This is a genomic window from Blastococcus sp. SYSU D00813 (genome assembly GCF_054050735.1).
Genome location: NZ_JBJGZX010000006.1, coordinates 89,765 through 106,198, shown reverse-complemented (window position 1 = coordinate 106,198; position 16,434 = coordinate 89,765). Strand labels below are relative to the sequence as shown.

The 16,434-nt window shown below is 73.7% G+C and carries 13 protein-coding genes; 11 read left to right on the top strand and 2 right to left on the bottom strand.

The window, feature by feature from the left end; genetic code table 11:
- Positions 1-2 precede the first annotated feature (2 nt).
- The 4 genes from ACI8AX_RS06275 (at position 3) to ACI8AX_RS06260 (ending at position 4,357) form a co-directional block, all read left to right on the top strand.
- Positions 3-638, top strand: coding sequence for an ATP-dependent Clp protease proteolytic subunit (locus ACI8AX_RS06275; RefSeq protein WP_456548927.1), 636 nt, complete (start codon positions 3-5; stop codon positions 636-638).
- Between the two features lie 313 nt (positions 639-951).
- A complete protein-coding gene (gene clpX, locus ACI8AX_RS06270; protein ID WP_456548926.1) occupies positions 952-2,220 on the top strand; it encodes an ATP-dependent Clp protease ATP-binding subunit ClpX in 1,269 nt (422 codons plus the stop codon).
- A 190-nt stretch (positions 2,221-2,410) separates the two neighbouring features.
- Positions 2,411-3,328, top strand: coding sequence for a DUF559 domain-containing protein (locus ACI8AX_RS06265; RefSeq protein WP_456548925.1), 918 nt, complete (start codon positions 2,411-2,413; stop codon positions 3,326-3,328).
- A gap of 99 nt (positions 3,329-3,427) precedes the next feature.
- Positions 3,428-4,357 carry an oxygenase MpaB family protein gene (locus tag ACI8AX_RS06260; protein WP_456548924.1) on the top strand — a complete coding sequence of 310 codons (930 nt, stop codon included), beginning with the start codon at positions 3,428-3,430 and terminating at the stop codon, positions 4,355-4,357.
- A gap of 72 nt (positions 4,358-4,429) precedes the next feature.
- Here ACI8AX_RS06260 and valS read toward each other — a convergent pair whose 3' ends face one another.
- Positions 4,430-7,018, bottom strand: coding sequence for a valine--tRNA ligase (gene valS / locus ACI8AX_RS06255; protein ID WP_456548923.1), 2,589 nt, complete (start codon positions 7,016-7,018; stop codon positions 4,430-4,432).
- 42 nt (positions 7,019-7,060) lie between these two features.
- On the opposite strand from valS, the gene ACI8AX_RS06250 reads away from it, so the two are divergent.
- The 3 genes from ACI8AX_RS06250 (at position 7,061) to ACI8AX_RS06240 (ending at position 10,639) form a co-directional block, all read left to right on the top strand.
- The gene (locus ACI8AX_RS06250; RefSeq protein ID WP_456548922.1) at positions 7,061-8,416 is read left to right on the top strand and encodes a bifunctional folylpolyglutamate synthase/dihydrofolate synthase; all 1,356 of its coding nucleotides are present in this window, start codon (positions 7,061-7,063) and stop codon (positions 8,414-8,416) included.
- The gene (locus ACI8AX_RS06245) at positions 8,413-8,811 is read left to right on the top strand and encodes a DUF4233 domain-containing protein (protein ID WP_456548921.1); all 399 of its coding nucleotides are present in this window, start codon (positions 8,413-8,415) and stop codon (positions 8,809-8,811) included. The genes ACI8AX_RS06250 and ACI8AX_RS06245 overlap by 4 nt, the downstream gene beginning before the upstream one ends.
- Before the next feature lie 136 nt (positions 8,812-8,947).
- Positions 8,948-10,639: a carboxylesterase/lipase family protein gene (locus ACI8AX_RS06240; protein ID WP_456548920.1), complete on the top strand. Its 1,692-nt coding sequence runs from the start codon at positions 8,948-8,950 to the stop codon at positions 10,637-10,639.
- A 57-nt stretch (positions 10,640-10,696) separates the two neighbouring features.
- Here the strand turns inward: ACI8AX_RS06240 and ACI8AX_RS06235 are convergent, their stop codons facing one another.
- On the bottom strand, positions 10,697-11,461 hold the full coding sequence (locus ACI8AX_RS06235; protein ID WP_456548919.1) for a sugar phosphate isomerase/epimerase family protein: 765 nt from the start codon (positions 11,459-11,461) through the stop codon (positions 10,697-10,699).
- Between the two features lie 160 nt (positions 11,462-11,621).
- Between ACI8AX_RS06235 and ndk the strand changes: the two genes are divergently transcribed.
- The 4 genes from ndk (at position 11,622) to ACI8AX_RS06215 (ending at position 16,433) form a co-directional block, all read left to right on the top strand.
- Positions 11,622-12,029, top strand: coding sequence for a nucleoside-diphosphate kinase (ndk, locus tag ACI8AX_RS06230; RefSeq protein WP_456548918.1), 408 nt, complete (start codon positions 11,622-11,624; stop codon positions 12,027-12,029).
- 118 nt (positions 12,030-12,147) lie between these two features.
- Positions 12,148-13,185, top strand: coding sequence for an acyl-CoA dehydrogenase family protein (locus ACI8AX_RS06225; RefSeq protein WP_456548917.1), 1,038 nt, complete (start codon positions 12,148-12,150; stop codon positions 13,183-13,185).
- A gap of 13 nt (positions 13,186-13,198) precedes the next feature.
- Positions 13,199-14,392: an acyl-CoA dehydrogenase family protein gene (locus ACI8AX_RS06220; RefSeq protein WP_456548916.1), complete on the top strand. Its 1,194-nt coding sequence runs from the start codon at positions 13,199-13,201 to the stop codon at positions 14,390-14,392.
- A 112-nt stretch (positions 14,393-14,504) separates the two neighbouring features.
- Complete coding sequence (locus ACI8AX_RS06215; protein ID WP_456548915.1) at positions 14,505-16,433, top strand: TIGR03960 family B12-binding radical SAM protein; 1,929 nt, start codon at positions 14,505-14,507, stop codon at positions 16,431-16,433.
- The last annotated feature ends 1 nt before the right edge of the window (position 16,434 follow it).

Below are 16,434 nucleotides of genomic sequence, written 5' to 3'. Positions count from 1 at the left end.
ACATGAGCGCCTTCCAGCTGCCCTCCAGCCGGTACGTGCTGCCCTCCTTCGTGGAGCGGACCAGCTACGGCATGAAGGAGAGCAACCCGTACAACAAGCTCTTCGAGGAGCGCATCATCTTCCTCGGGGTGCAGATCGACGACGCCTCGGCCAACGACGTGATGGCCCAGCTGATCACGCTGGAGTCCTCCGACCCCGACCGCGACATCACGATCTACATCAACTCGCCCGGTGGCTCGTTCACGTCGCTGATGGCCATCTACGACACGATGATGTTCGTCCGCCCGGACATCCAGACCGTCTGCATGGGTCAGGCCGCCTCCGCCGCCGCCGTCCTGCTCGCGGCCGGCACCCCGGGCAAGCGCCTGGCGCTGCCGTACTCCCGGGTGCTGATCCACCAGCCCTCCGGCGAGGCCGGCGGTCAGGTCTCCGACCTGGAGATCCACGCCGCCGAGATCGAGCGGGTGCGCACGCAGATGGAGGAGATCCTCGCGCGGCACACCGGCCGGTCGGCCGAGCAGGTCCGGCAGGACATCGACCGCGACAAGATCCTCACGGCCCAGGAGGCCAAGGAGTACGGGATCGTCGACCAGGTCATCCAGAGCCGGAAGCTCAACGCGCTGCCCACCAGCAGCTGATCTGCTCCTGAGCCGGTGCGGGCCGAGGCGTCGCGTTGCGCGCCCTCGGCCCGTACCGTCTGAGGGGCGGAGTGCACATGGGGTCGGAGTGCCGTGAGCGACGACACGGCCAGCCGGGCTCCGGCGCACCGGGGGCGTTGGTCCCCCTGGGCGTCGGGACCGGCGGGTACGGTCGACGAGCGCCCGATCCCCGGCCGGCAGCGCCGGGAGGAGCACCTCGCGGAAGACAGGCAGCGGGGTCGAGCACGGGCAGTCCAGCAAGACATCGGGTCCGCCGACCAACGGACCTTTTCCCCGATCTGGAGGTCAGCAGGTGGCACGAATCGGTGAGAGCGGTGACCTGCTCAAGTGCTCGTTCTGCGGGAAGAGCCAGAAGCAGGTCAAGAAGCTCATCGCTGGCCCCGGGGTCTACATCTGCGACGAGTGCATCGACCTCTGCAACGAGATCATCGAGGAAGAGCTCTCGGAGTCGTCGGACCTGAAGTTCGACGAGCTGCCGAAGCCCAAGGAGATCCACGACTTCCTCGGCCAGTACGTCATCGGCCAGGAGACGGCGAAGCGGGCCCTCGCCGTCGCCGTCTACAACCACTACAAGCGGGTGCAGGCCGGCGGCGGCACGCGTGACGAGTCGGTCGAGCTGGCCAAGTCCAACATCCTGCTGATGGGCCCGACCGGGTGCGGCAAGACCCACCTGGCGCAGACCCTCGCGCGGATGCTCAACGTCCCGTTCGCGATCGCCGACGCGACCGCGCTCACCGAGGCCGGCTACGTCGGTGAGGACGTCGAGAACATCCTCCTCAAGCTCATCCAGGCCGCCGACTACGACGTCAAGCGCGCCGAGACCGGGATCATCTACATCGACGAGGTCGACAAGATCGCCCGCAAGAGCGAGAACCCGTCGATCACCCGCGACGTCTCCGGCGAGGGCGTGCAGCAGGCGCTGCTGAAGATCCTCGAGGGCACCACCGCCTCGGTGCCGCCGCAGGGCGGGCGCAAGCACCCGCACCAGGAGTTCATCCAGATCGACACGACGAACGTGCTGTTCATCGTGGGCGGCGCCTTCGCCGGGCTGGAGAAGGTCATCGAGGCCCGCGTCGGCAAGCAGGGCATCGGCTTCGGTGCCGAGATCCGCCCGAAGTCCGAGGTCGACGAGTCGAACGTCTTCTCCGAGGTCATGCCGGAGGACCTGCTGAAGTTCGGGATGATCCCCGAGTTCATCGGCCGGCTCCCCGTCATCACCGCCGTGCAGAAGCTGGACCGCGAGGCGCTGATCAACATCCTCACCGAGCCGAAGAACGCCCTGGTGCGCCAGTACCGGCGGCTGTTCGAGCTCGACGGGGTCGACCTGGAGTTCACCGACGACGCCCTCGAGGCGATCGCCGACCAGGCCATCCTCCGCGGCACCGGCGCCCGCGGCCTCCGCGCGATCATGGAGGAGGTGCTGCAGTCGGTGATGTACGAGGTGCCCAGCCGCGACGACGTCGCCTCCGTGGTGATCACCAAGGAGGTCGTGCTGGAGCACGTCAACCCGACGATCGTGCCCCGCAAGCCGGCCCGCACCCCGCGCGAGAAGTCCGCGTAACCACCCGCGCGCCACGAGCCCGTCCCCGACTCCTCGGGGGCGGGCTCGTCGCGTTGGTGGGCAGGAGCGTGTGCGCCGACGCCGCGTTCTGGCGCCGATCCTGCGGCGTGGGCGCACACGCTCGGAGGCGGCTGTCCACAGATCCCCTCGCGCGCCCCACGGAGGCGGCGGACGTCCGCAGGGTCGGCGCATGGCTCTCGGCATCTCGACCGTGCTCGGCCCCACCGGATGGGCGACCTGGCACGAGCTGACCGAACGCGTGGACCGGGCCACCGTGGCGCGGTGGGTGGGCAGCGGTCGCCTGGTCCGGCTCCAGCCGGAGGTCTACGCGCTGCCGGCGGTCGCGGGGGACTGGCGGGTGCGCGTCGAGGCCGCCGTCCGCTCGGGCGGAGGCCTGGTCAGCCACTGGTCGGCGCTGGCGCTCTGGGACCTCGCGCCCCAGGCGGGGCCGGTCCACCTGACGGTCGACCTCCGGCGCAGCGGGCGGGGGACCGCCGGCGTCGTCCTGCACCGCAGCCGCGACGTGGTCACGCCCATCCGGCGCGTCGACGGCCTGCCGGTGACCTGTCCCGAACGGGCGCTGGTCGACGTGTGGGGGAGCAGCCGTGGTCGAGCCTGCCGGGAGGCCCGGGCGGCGACCATCACCGCCGTCCGCCGGCGGCTGTGCGGCCCGCGGGACCTGCTGCACGAGATCGAGCGCCGTCCCTGCCTGCCGGGGCGCGCGGAACTCGTGCGCCTGGTCGGGCTGCTGGCCGACGGCTGCCAGAGCGAACTGGAGATCTGGGGCTGCCTCAGGGTCCTCCGGGCGCCCGGGATGCCCCGGTTCCGCCAACAGCGCTGGATCACCGTCGCGGGCGAGTCGTTCGCACTGGACGCCGCCTACGAGGAGGTGCTCCTCGCGGTCGAGATGGACGGCGCCGCCTTCCACGGATCGCGGGAGCAGCGCGAGCGCGACATCCGCCGCGATGCGCTCGCGGCCACCATCGGCTGGCAGACGCTCCGCTTCGGCTTCCGCCGGATGACGCAGCGGCCCGAGGAGTGCCGGGGCGAGATCCGGGCGGTGTACGACGCGCGACGGCGCCTGTTCCTGGCCGAGCGTGTGCGCTGACGCCGCGGTCCGGGTTCGAATCCGCGGCCTGAGCGCACACGCTGCGGCAGCCGCGTTGCCGGTCGGCGGCTCGCGATCCGGCGTGGCACATTCGGAGGGGTGCGCCCCCTGACCTCCCTGCCCGAGCAGGCGCGGGAGGCGTTCCGGGCCCGCGTCTCCGGTGACCCGACGGGGGCGCCCGACTGGGTCCGCGACATCGCCCGCGTCGGCACCGGACCCGGCTGGTTCGAGCCGGACGGCGTGGTCTGGCGGGTGCACGGCGACCTGTCCACGCTCGTCGGCGGCGTCGCGGCGCTGCTCGGCCAGGGCGCGCACCCGCTGGCGCTGGCCGGCGTCCAGCGGCACTCGGCCTACCGCGAGGACCCGTGGAAGCGGCTGGCCGGCACCGCCCGCTGGCTGGTGGTCAGCACCTTCGGCTCGGCGGAGCTCGCCGAGCGCGAGGCGGCGCGGGTGCGCGGCATGCACACGCGGGTCCGCGGCCGCGTGCACGGCCGGGCCTACTCGGCGTCCGACCCGGCGCTCCTGCGCTGGGTGCACCTGGCCTTCACCGACGCGTTCCTCGCCGCCCAGCAGGCCGTGGGCAGCGACCTGACCCCGCGGTTCGGCCGCGGGTGGCCCGACGCCTACGTGGGGGAGTGGGCCCGCGCGGCCGCAGCGCTGGGCGCCACCGACCTGCCGGCCACCGCGGCCGAGCTGGCCGAGGCCCTGGCCGCCCACCGCCACGAGCTGCGCCCGGTCCCCGACCACCTGCGCGAGTTCCTGGCCGCCCCGCCCGGCCTGAGCGCGCCGGAGCGGCTGGTCTACCGCGGCCTCTCCGGCGCCGCGGCGTACGTGGTGTCGCCCGCGGTCGCCGGGTGCGCCGGGGTGCCCGGGCGGGGGCGCGGCGGTGCGGCGCAGCTCGCCGTCACCCGCGCCCAGCTGCGCGGGCTGCGCCTGGCGCTCGGCCGCTTCAGCCCCTCGGAGGAGGCGGCGCGCTGGCGGCTCGGGATGGGCCCCGCGCCGTCCTGGGCCCACGAGACCGCCGCCTGACGGCGAGCGTGTGCGCCGACGCCGCAGGACTGGGCGGATCCCGCGGCGTCAGGCGCATCCGCTGAGACGCGCTCAGCCCTCCGTCGCGACCGGCGCCAGGACGACGTCCACCGACAGCGGGCCGTCGCCGGCGGCCACCGACAGCTCCGCGATCCGCCCGGCCGAGGCCAGGTCGGCCCGGCCGGCCTCGACCAGCGCCACCTGCTCGGCCGGCGCGGTCACGGTCGCCGACTCCACGTCGGCCCGCATCGACTGCTTGGCCTCCGACTTGGCCTTGCGCACCGCCGCCAGCGCCTCGGCCACCACCGACACCACCGCGGGGTCGCCACCCGCGGGCAGCTCGGCGGCGACCGGCCACGACGCGCGGTGCACCGAGCCGGCCTGCCACCAGGACCAGACCTCCTCGGTCACGAACGGCAGCACCGGCGCGAACAGCCGCAGCTGCACCGACAGCGCGACCGCGAGCGCGGCCTGCGCCGACCGGGCGGCCTCGTCGTCGCCGTAGGCCCGGGACTTCACCAGCTCGACGTAGTCGTCGCAGAAGGTCCAGAAGAACGCCTCGGTGACCTCGAGCGCGCGGGTGTAGTTGTAGGCCTCCATCGCGGCGGTGGCCTCCTCGACCACCGACGCGAGGCCGGCCAGCAGCCCGCGGTCGATCGGCTCGGTGACCGCGTCGGCCCCGAGCGCGGACGAGGCGCCCAGGCCCAGCACGAACCGGCCGACGTTGAGGATCTTCATGGCCAGCCGCCGGCCGACCTTCATCTGCGCCTCGTCGAACGGCGAGTCCGCGCCCGGCCGCGCGCCGGCCGCCCGCCAGCGCACGGCGTCGGTGCCGTACCGCTCGAGCACGTCGATCGGCGTGACGACGTTGCCCTTGGACTTCGACATCTTCTTGCGGTCGGGGTCGACGACGAAGCCGGAGATCGTGGCGTGCGACCACGGCACCGCGCCGAACTCGAAGTGCGAGCGGACGACGGTCGAGAACAGCCAGGTGCGGATGATGTCGTGCGCCTGCGGCCGCTGGTCCATCGGGAAGACCTTGGCGAACAGCTCCGGGTCGGTGTCCCAGCCCGAGGCGACCTGCGGCGACAGCGACGACGTCGCCCAGGTGTCCATCACGTCGGGGTCGGCCACGAACCCGCCGGGCACCCCGCGCTGCGACTCGTCGAAGCCCTCCGGCACGTCGGAGGAGGGGTCCACCGGCAGCGACGCCTCGTCGGCCACGATCGGGTCGGCGTAGTCGGGCTGGCCCTCGGAGTCGAGCCGGTACCAGACCGGGAACGGGACGCCGAAGAACCGCTGGCGGCTGATCAGCCAGTCGCCGTTGAGGCCCTCGACCCAGTTCTCGTAGCGGTGGCGCATGTGCTCGGGCACCCACTGGATCTCCCGGCCCCGCGCGATGAGGGCCTCACGCAGGGAGGCGTCCCGGCCGCCGTTGCGGATGTACCACTGGCGCGTGGTGACGATCTCCAGCGGGCGCTCGCCCTTCTCGAAGAACTTCACCGGGTGGGTGATCGCCCGGGGCTCGCCCTCGAGGTCGCCGGACTCCCGCAGCATCTCCACGATCCGCTGCTGGGCGCTGAACGACGTCTTCCCGGCCAGCTCGGCGTACACGTCGGCGGGGACGCCGTCGGGCGCCTCGGCCACGAACCGGCCGTCCCAGCCGATGACGGCGCGGGTCGGCAGCTGCAGCTCCCGCCACCAGGTGACGTCGTTGAGGTCGCCGAAGGTGCAGATCATCGCGATGCCCGAGCCCTTGTCCGGCTCGGCCAGCCGGTGGGCGACCACGGGCACCTCGACGCCGAACAGCGGCGTGCGCACGGTCTGCCCGAACAGCGGCTGGTAGCGCTCGTCGTCGGGGTGGGCGACCAGCGCGACGCAGGCCGGCAGCAGCTCCGGCCGGGTGGTCTCGATGTGGACGGGGCCGGACGGCCCGGCGAAGGCCACCCGGTGGTAGGCGCCCGGCCGCTCCCGGTCCTCCAGCTCGGCCTGGGCGACGGCGGTGCGGAAGGTGACGTCCCAGAGGGTCGGCGCCTCCTGCGCGTAGGCCTCACCGCGGGCGAGGTTGTGCAGGAACATGCGCTGCGCGGTGGCCCGCGACGACGCGGAGATGGTCCGGTAGACGACGTTCCAGTCGACCGACAGGCCCACCCGCCGCCACAGCTGCTCGAAGGCCTTCTCGTCCTCCTCCGTCAGCCGCTCGCACAGCTCGACGAAGTTGCGGCGGGAGACCGGCTGCTGGTCCTTGCCCGGCTTCTCCGGGGGCGTGAAGTCCGCGTCGTAGGGCAGCCCCGGGTCGCAGCGGACGCCGTAGTAGTTCTGCACCCGCCGCTCGGTCGGCAGGCCGTTGTCGTCCCAGCCCATCGGGTAGAAGACGTGCTTGCCGCGCATCCGCTGGTAGCGGGCGACGATGTCGGTGTGGGTGTAGCTGAACACGTGCCCCACGTGCAGCGACCCGCTCGCGGTCGGCGGCGGGGTGTCGATCGAGTAGACCTGCTCGCGGGGCGCGGCCAGCGCGGCCGCGCGGTCGAAGGCGTAGGTGTCCTCGGCCGCCCAGCGGCCGGTCCACTTGTCCTCCAGGCCGTCGAGCGTCGGCTTCTCGGGTACGTCGACCGTCGCTCCCGCGGCAGGGGTGTCCGGGATCGAGGTGTCGGCAGCCATGTGCCTCAGTCTAGGAACCGCCCGGCTGGCATCCTGGGACGGATGAGCAGCAGCAGCACCGGTGGCATGGCCCGGGTCGAGCGGGAGCTGCTGGCGCGGTGGCCCGAGACCCGCCTCGAGCCCTCCCTCACCCGCATCAACGCCCTCGTCGACCTGCTCGGCTCCCCCCACCGGGCGTTCCCGGTCGTCCAGGTGGCCGGCACCAACGGGAAGACGACGACGGCGCGGATGGTCGACGAGCTGCTGCGCGGCTTCGGGCTGCGCGTCGGTCGTTTCACCAGCCCGCACCTGCAGTCGCTGCGCGAGCGGGTCGTGCTCGACGGCGAGCCGGTCAGCGCCGAGCGCTTCGTGGAGACCTACGACGACATCGCGCCCTACGTGCAGATGGTCGACGCCGGCGGCGAGCACCCGATGTCGTTCTTCGAGGTGATGGTCGGCCTGGCGTACGCACTGTTCGCCGACGCGCCGGTCGACGTCGCCGTGATCGAGGTCGGCATGGGCGGCCGCTGGGACGCCACCAACGTCGTCGACGCGCGGGTCGCCGTCGTCACCCCCGTCGCGCTGGACCACGCCGAGTACCTCGGGCCCGACGTCGGCACCATCGCCGGGGAGAAGGCCGGGATCATCAAGCCCGACGCGATCGCCGTCCTCTCCGCGCAGCAGCCGGCGGCGCTCGACGCGCTGGTCCGCCGGGCGGTCGAGGTGGAGGCCGTGGTCGCCCGCGAGGGCACCGAGTTCGGCGTGCTCGAGCGCAAGGTCGCCGTCGGCGGGCAGCAGCTGCGGCTGCAGGGCCTGGGCGGGGAGTACGACGACGTCTACCTGCCGCTGTTCGGGGCGCACCAGGCGCAGAACGCCGCCACCGCGCTGGCCGCCGGCGAGGCGTTCCTCGGCGCCGGCGCGACCACCGGGCCGATCGACGTCGAGACGGTCCGCGCCGCCTTCGCCGCCGTCCGCTCACCGGGCCGGCTGGAGCGGGTGCGCACCTCGCCGACCGTGCTGGTCGACGCTGCGCACAACCCCGCCGGCATGGCCGCCACGGTCGAGGCGATCCGGGAGTCCTTCGACTTCACCCGGCTGGTCGGCGTCGTGGCCTGCGTCCGCGGCAAGGACGTCGCCGGGATGCTCGCCGAGCTGGAGCCGCTGTGCGCCGAGCTCGTGGTCACCCAGCACGTCTCGCCGCGCGCGATGCCGGCCGACGAGCTCGGCGCGCTCGCCGTCGACGTCTTCGGCGCCGACCGGGTGAGCGTGTCGCCGCGGCTGCCCGACGCCATCACCGAGGCGATCGAGCTGGCCGAGGCCGGGCCGGACGACGCCCTCGGCGGCTCCGGCGTCCTGGTCACCGGCAGCGTCATCACCGCCGGCGAGGCGCGCACGATCCTCGGCGGGACGACGGCGTGACCGCGCCCGACCCGGTCAGAGCGGCGAAGGCCCTGCGCGGCGCGGCCGCCGCGATCCTGCTGCTCGAGGGCATCGCCGTCCTCTTCGTGCCGCGCGGCATCGCGCAGAGCGGCGAGGGGCTCAACGCCTTCCGGCTGACCACGCTGCTCGTGCTCGCCGCCGCCCTGGTCCTGGCCAGCGGAGTGCAGCGCCGGCCGTGGGGCCTGATGGCCGGCACGGTCCTGCAGGGGCCGCTGATGCTGACCGGGCTGTTCAACAGCGTCATGTTCGTCGTCGGCGGCGTCTTCCTGCTGATCTGGCTCTACCTGCTGCAGGTGCGCAAGGAGCTGCTCGGCTCGCCCTTCGGCGAGCCCGTCGCGCCGGGGGACGACGGCGAGGCGCCGCCGGCCGGCTGACCGCCGCGACCGGGTCCCGTCCGTGTCGCCGTCCGTGTCGCCGGGAACCCGTGGCCGGCCCGTGCAAGACTCGCCCGTACCGGATGCCCTCGTCGGTCAACGCGGACCGCGTCGGCCCGACGACGTGGAGGTCCCCTTGCGCAGTGTCGCGCACCGGTCCCGGCTCACCCTGCGCGTGGGCGCCGTCCTGACGGCGGGGGTCCTCGCCCTCGGCGCCTGCAGCGGCGGCGACGACGACGGTGACGCGGCCGACGGCGCGGGCGGCTCCGCCACCGCCGGTGCCACGTCCGCGGAGGTGTCCGAGGTCGTCGAGACCGCCGACGGCCGGCTCCGCGGCACGGTCGTCGACGACGCGTACCGGACGTTCCAGGGCATCCCCTTCGCCGCACCCCCGGTGGGCGAGCTGCGCTTCCGGCCGCCGGAGCCGGCCGAGCCGTGGGAGGGGACGCGGGACGCCACCGCCCCGGGCAGCCCCTGCCCCCAGGCGGCGGGCGCGACCAACCCCCAGGCCTCGACCGACGAGGACTGCCTGTTCCTCAACGTGACGACCCCCGCCGGGCTCGACGCCGCGGCCTCCGACCTCCCGGTGATGGTGTGGGTCCACGGCGGGTCGTGGCGCACCGGCAGCGGCGCCAACTACGACGCCAGCGCGCTCGCGCTCGAGGGCGACGTCGTCGTCGTGACCGTCAACTACCGGCTCGGCCCGTTCGGGTTCCTCGCCCAGGCGGACCTCTCGGCGGCGATCGGCGAGGCCGGCTCGGGCAGCGCCGGGCTGCTCGACCAGCAGGCCGCGCTGCGCTGGGTGCAGACCAACGTCGAGGCCTTCGGCGGCGACCCGGACAACGTGACGGTGTTCGGTGAGTCCGCGGGCGCCTCGTCGGTGTGCGCCCAGCTCGCCTCCCCGAGCGCGGAGGGCCTGTTCGCCAAGGCGATCGCCCAGAGCTACACCTGCACCGCGCAGTACTCCACCCTCGCCGAGGCCGAGCAGGTCGGCGCCGGGGTGGCCGGCGGGGTGGGGTGCACCGGCACGGGCCAGGCCGTCGTGGACTGCCTGCAGGGCGTCCCGGTGGAGTCCCTGCTGGCCGCGTGGCCGGCCACCGGCGGCGAGTTCGTCGTCGGCGGCTCGTCGCTCCCGGTCCAGCCGGGGGACGCCATCGCCTCCGGGGACTGGAACCGCGTCCCCGTCGTCCACGGCAACCTGCGGGACGAGAACACGCTGTTCACCCCGCTGCGGATCCCCGCCGCGGAGCTGCCGGGCCTGCTCGACCCGGCGAACTACGACGCCGTGCTCGCCGCGCGGTTCGGGGACTGGGCCGCCGAGGTGGCCCGGCGCTACCCGCTGGCCGACCACGGCTCGCCGCTGCGCGTGCTCGCCGCGGTGGTCAGCGACACCGGCAGCGCGCTGTCGACCTGCGACCACGTCGACGCCTACGAGACGTTCGGCGGCGACGGGGGTGAGCCCGTCTACGCCTACCAGTTCCGCGACCGGACCGCGGACCCGCTGTTCGACTTCGCGAACCCGCCGTTCTCCTTCCCGGCCGACCGCTACGACGAGGGCGCGCAGCACGCCGGCGAGCTGCCCTTCCTGTTCCCGGGTCTGTTCGGGGACGGCCTGACCGCCGAGCAGCAGGAGCTGGCGACGACGATGGTCCGGTACTGGACCAACTTCGCCGCCACGGGCGACCCGAACGGGGACGGCGTGCCGACCTGGGAGCCCTACGCCGCCCCGGCCGACGTGCAGGGGCTGGACCTGGCATCGGCCGGCGGGGTCGGGCCGGTCGACGTGGCCGCCGACGCGAACTGCGACCTCTGGGCCCCCGCCTCGTGAGTGGAGTGCGGGAGTGCGGGGAACCTGCGCTCCCGCACTCCACCGGGCCGGGTGGCGTCAGCTCCAGTAGCGGGCAGTGGTGTCGTGGGCGGCGCGGGCGAACTCGGCCACGGGCAGCCGGACCAGCTCGGCGTTGAGCACCTCGACGCTCACCGTGCCCGACCAGCCGCGCTCGCGCAGCGTGCCGGCGAAGCGCTCGAGCTCGAAGGTGCCCTCGCCGGGCCAGACGCGGCGGTCCATCGTCTCGGCGAAGCCGTCCTCGGACACGGCCTCCGGCGCGTCGTCGAACTGCACGTAGGCGATCTCCTCGAGCGGGATGGCCTCGAGGTCGGCCCAGGTGCTGTCCCCGCGGCTGAAGTGCCAGGTGTCGATCATGACGGCGGTGCGCCCGGGGTCGGCGGCGGCGACCAGCTCGCGGGCGGCGGCGATCGAGGTGACGACGCCCAGCGGGCTGAACTCGATCGCCAGCCGCGCGCCGGCCTCGGCGAGCACGTCGGCGCACCGGCCCAGCAGCGCCGCACTCTCGGGCGACGGCGGCGCGGCCGGGACGGTGAGCACCCAGGGGGCGCCCACCGCGTCGGCCGCGGCGGCGAGCTGCCGGGCCGACGCGAGCGTCCGCTCCTCGTTGCGGGACACCATCAGCGCCATCACCTCGGTGCAGCGGACGCCCGCGGCCGCCAGGACGTCGGCCACGCCGGGCGCCGACAGCCGGTCGGGCCCCAGCCCGATGCCGGTGAACCCGGCGGCCGCGGCGGCCGCCGCGAGCTCGTCGGTCCCCGCCGTCCAGCGGGAGTCCGTGGTGAGCGCGAGCTCGCACCTCATGCGACGTCGCCCTCGACGTCGAGGCGGAGCAGGCCCACGTCGGCCGGCGCGTGGGCCAGGGCGCCGTCCACCGTCATCGACGCCCTCCGTCCGTTCCGTCCGGTCCGCCAGGTGCGGGCCCACGGTAGCCGCCGGGGGCCGGTGGCTAGGCTGCCGCTCCGTGACCGAACGCACCCTCGTCCTCGTCAAGCCCGACGGCGTCGCCCGCGGCCTGGTCGGCGAGGTGATCTCGCGGCTGGAGGCCAAGGGCCTGCGCCTGGTCGCCGCCGAGCTGCGCACCCTGCCCCGAGAGGTCGCCGAGCAGCACTACGGCGAGCACCGGGAGAAGCCGTTCTTCCCGTCGCTGGTCGAGTTCATCACCGGCGGCCCGCTGCTGGCGCTCGTCGTCGAGGGCCCGCGGGCGATCGAGGCGTTCCGCGCGCTGGCCGGCGCGACCGACCCCGTCAAGGCCGGCCCCGGCACCATCCGCGGCGACTTCGCCCTCGAGGTGCAGAGCAACATCGTCCACGGGTCGGACTCCCCGGAGTCGGCGGCCCGCGAGATCGGCTTGTTCTTCCCTGACCTGTAGTCCCCGACCCTCCGAGGACCCGCGCCCCGCCGACCGGCGGGCGCGGGTCCTCGTCGTTCCGGCCGACCCGCCGCAGGACCCTTGTCGCCCGAGGCGTCCATGTGATGCATTTAGAGCCATGGAACGATTCGAGCTGCGGCGCCAGGACTTCCGCCTGGACGACGACCAGCAGGCGGTGCACGAGGGGTTCGGCGAGTTCTTCCGGGAGCAGGTGCCCTCCTCGCGGGTGCGGAGCGCGGAGCCGCTCGGCTTCGACCCCGACCTGTGGCAGCGGGTGGTCGCCATGGGCGCCACCTCGATGGCCCTGCCGGAGGCCGCCGGCGGCGACGACGCCACGCTCGTCGACCTCGTCCTGGTCGCCGAGGAGCTCGGCCGGGTCGTCGCGCCGGTGCCGCTGGTCTCGCACGTCGTCGCCTCGCGGCTGCTGGCCCGCACCGGCCGGGCCGACGAGCTGCTGGCCGCCGCGGCCGAGGGCGAGCGGGTCGTCACCGTGGCTTTCCAGCCCGTGGTCGGCACCAACCGTCAACTCGTCCCCGACGCGGCCGTCGCCCGCGACGTCGTCGCCTGGTCGGCCGAGGGGCTGACCCTGCACACGCTCGCCGAGCCGGCCGCGCACGTGCCCAACCAGGGTTCGACCCCGCTGGCCTGGTTCGACCCGGCGGCCGGCGAGCGGACCGTGCTCGCGACCGGCGCCGAGGCCGAGGCGCTGTTCCGCACCGCCGTCGCCGAGTGGAAGCTGCTGACCGGCGCAGCCCTGGTCGGCATCGCGCAGTCCGCGCTGGACCTCGGCGTCGAGTTCGCGAAGACCCGTCGCACGCTCGGGGTGGCGATCGGGTCCCTGCAGGGGGTCGCGTTCCCGCTCGCCGACGTCGTCACCGAGATCTCCGGGGCGCGCAACCTCGTCCGCAAGGCCGCCTGGTACGCCACCCACGAACCGCAGACCCGCCCGGACCTGCCGCTGGCCGCCTTCGTCCAGGCCGCGCACGCCGCCACCGAGGCCACCTGGGTCTCGGCGCACACGCAGGGCGGCCTGGGCTTCACCGTCGAGGCCGACATCAGCCTCTTCTTCCTGCGCGCCAAGGGCTGGAGCGTCCTGGGCGGGGACCCGGGCGCCGACCGCCGCGCGGTCGCGCGGGCACTGCTGGCCGCGGTCTGAGAGGGGAACGGACATGGACTTCGCGACCGTCGAGCTGACCGCCGAGCAGGAGCAGTTCCAGAAGGAGGTGCGCACCTTCCTCGACGAGATCGTCACCGAGGAGGTGCACGAGCACGAGCGGCGCACCGGTGACGGCTTCGACGAGGGCGTGCACCTGGCGCTGGGCAGCAAGGGGTGGCTCTTCCCCGACTGGCCGGTCGCCGAGGGCGGCGCCGGCCTGGACCGCGTCTGCCAGCGGATCCTCGCGCTGGAGCTGTCCCGGCGCCACGTCCCGATGGTCACCCACAGCACGACGGGGCTCGTCTGGGCCGCGGTCGAGCTGTCGGCCGACCCGGAGCTGGCGGCGCGCCTGAAGCCGGAGGTCGCGGCTGGCCGGGTGCGGTTCTGCCTGGGCTACAGCGACCCCGAGGGTGGGTCGGACATCGCCGGGGCGACGCTGCGTGCGGTCCGCGACGGCGACGAGTGGGTGCTCAACGGCTCGAAGCTGTGGACCACCGGGGCGCACAACTGCCAGTACACGTTCCTGATCACCCGCACCGACCCCGAGGCCCCCAAGCACAAGGGCCTGACGATGTTCCTCGTGCCGCTGGACAGCCCGGGTGTGGAGATCCAGGCGATCCACACCTACGGCGGCGAGCGCACCAACGCGGTCTACTACACCGACGTCCACGTCTCCGACACGTACCGGATGGGCGACGTGAACGCGGGCTGGGCCACCCTGCAGGGCCCCCTGTCGGCCGAGCACGGCGCCGGCCGGCCGGACGACGGGCTGTCCGACGTCGGCATGACCATGGGCACCCGGGAGTTCGAGGCCGCGATCGACGCCGCCGCCCGCTGGGCCAAGCGGACCCACCGGCCCGACGGCACCCTCGTGGCCGACGACCCCGCGTTCCTCGACCGGCTCGGCCGGCTGGTCGTGGAGACCGAGGCCATCCGCGTCACCCCGGGGCCGATGGGCCGCAACAAGAGCTCGCTGGGCTACATCGCCGGCATCGCCGAACTGGTCGACCTGGTGGGCCCGGAGGCGCTGCTCGCCCACGGGGCCGACGGCGCGATCGAGGACGGCGTGATCGACTACGCGCACCGCTTCGCCCAGGGCACGGCCACCTACGGCGGGACCACCGAGGTCTTCAAGGGCATGATCGCCCAGCACGTCCTCGGCCTGCCGCGGCTCAACCTCCCCGGCAGCAAGGCGTGGGTGCGCTGACCCCCGCCGAGATCTGCACACTCGGGCCCTTCCCCGCCCGGAAGACCCCGAGTGTGCAGATCTCGTCGACGGGGGAGGGGCGGCCGGAGGGCGCGTCTACCCTGGACGGGTCATGAACGGACAGTCCCTGTACCCGCGCCTCGAGCCGCTGCTCGCCCAGGTGCAGAAGCCCATCCAGTACGTCGGCGGCGAGCTCAACGCCCAGGTGAAGGCCTGGGACGACGTCGCCGTCCACTGGGCGCTGATGTACCCCGACGCCTACGAGGTGGGGCTGCCCAACCAGGGCCTGATGATCCTGTACGAGGTGCTCAACGAGCGGCCCGACACCCTCGCCGAGCGCACCTACGCCGTCTGGCCCGACCTCGCCGCGCTGATGCGCGAGCACGGCGTCGGCCAGTTCACCGTCGACAGCCACCGCGCGGTCGCCGACTTCGACCTACTCGGCGTCAGCTTCGCCACCGAGCTCGGCTACACCAACCTGCTCGAGGCCCTCGACCTCGCCGGGGTGCCGCTGCACGCCGCCGACCGCGACGAGTCCCACCCGGTCGTGGTCGCGGGCGGGCACGCCGCGTTCAACCCCGAGCCGATCGCCGACTTCGTCGACTGCGCCGTCCTCGGCGACGGCGAGCAGGCCGTCGGTGACATCACCGACGTCGTGAAGGCGTGGAAGGAGCAGGGCCGGCCCGGGGGTCGGGTCGAGTTGCTGGCCCGCCTGGCCCGGGTCGACGGCGTCTACGTGCCGCGCTTCTACGCCGTCTCCTACGGTCCCGACGGCGCCATCGCGTCGGTCACCCGCACCCGGGACGACGTCCCCGCGCGGGTCGGCAAGCGCACCGTCATGGACCTCGACGAGTGGCCCTACCCGAAGACCCCGCTGGTGCCGCTCGCCGAGAGCGTGCACGAGCGGATGAGCGTGGAGATCTTCCGCGGCTGCACCCGGGGCTGCCGGTTCTGCCAGGCCGGGATGATCACCCGCCCGGTGCGGGAGCGGACGATCACCGGCATCGGCTCGATGGTCGACCAGGGGCTGCGCGCCACCGGTTACCAGGAGGTCGGGCTGCTGTCGCTGTCCAGCGCCGACCACTCCGAGATCGGCCAGCTCGCCAAAGAGCTCGCCGACCGCTACGAGGGCAGCAACACCGGCCTGTCGCTGCCGAGCACCCGGGTCGACGCCTTCAACGTCACGCTGGCCAACGAGCTGTCCCGCAACGGACGGCGCAGCGGTCTCACCTTCGCCCCCGAGGGCGGCAGCGAGCGCATCCGCCGGGTGATCAACAAGACGGTGTCCAAGGAGGACCTCGTCCGCACGGTCACCACCGCGTACGCCAACGGCTGGACGCAGGTGAAGCTCTACTTCATGTGCGGGCTCCCCACGGAGACCGACGAGGACGTGCTCGAGATCGCCGAGCTCGCCACCGAGGTGATCCGCGCCGGCCGCGAGGCCAGCGGCCGCAAGGACATCCGCTGCACCGTCTCGATCGGCGGGTTCGTGCCCAAGCCGCACACGCCCTTCCAGTGGGCCGGGCAGGCGAGCGCGGAGACCATCGACCACCGGTTGAAGGTGCTGCGCCAGGCCATCAACGCCGACCGCCGGATCGGCCGGTCGATCGGCATGCGCTACCACGACGGCAAGCCCGGCGTGATCGAGGGACTGCTGTCGCGCGGCGACCGCCGCGTGGGCCGCGTGATCGAGCGCGTGTGGCGCGAGGGCGGCCGGTTCGACGGCTGGAGCGAGCACTTCTCCTACGACCGCTGGACGGCGGCTGCGGCCGAGGAACTCGCCCCGTTCGGCGTCGACCTCGACTGGTTCACCACCCGCGAGCGCACCGAGGACGAGGTCCTGCCCTGGGACCACCTGGACTCCGGGCTGGACAAGGAGTGGCTCTGGGAGGACTGGCAGGAGGCCCTGGCCGAGCAGGAGGTCAGCGACTGCCGCTGGACCCCCTGCTACGACTGCGGCGTCTGCCCGACCAACGGCACCGAGATCCAGATCGGGCCGACCGGGCGCAGCCTGCTCCCGCTCACCGTCGTCGGGCGCTGAC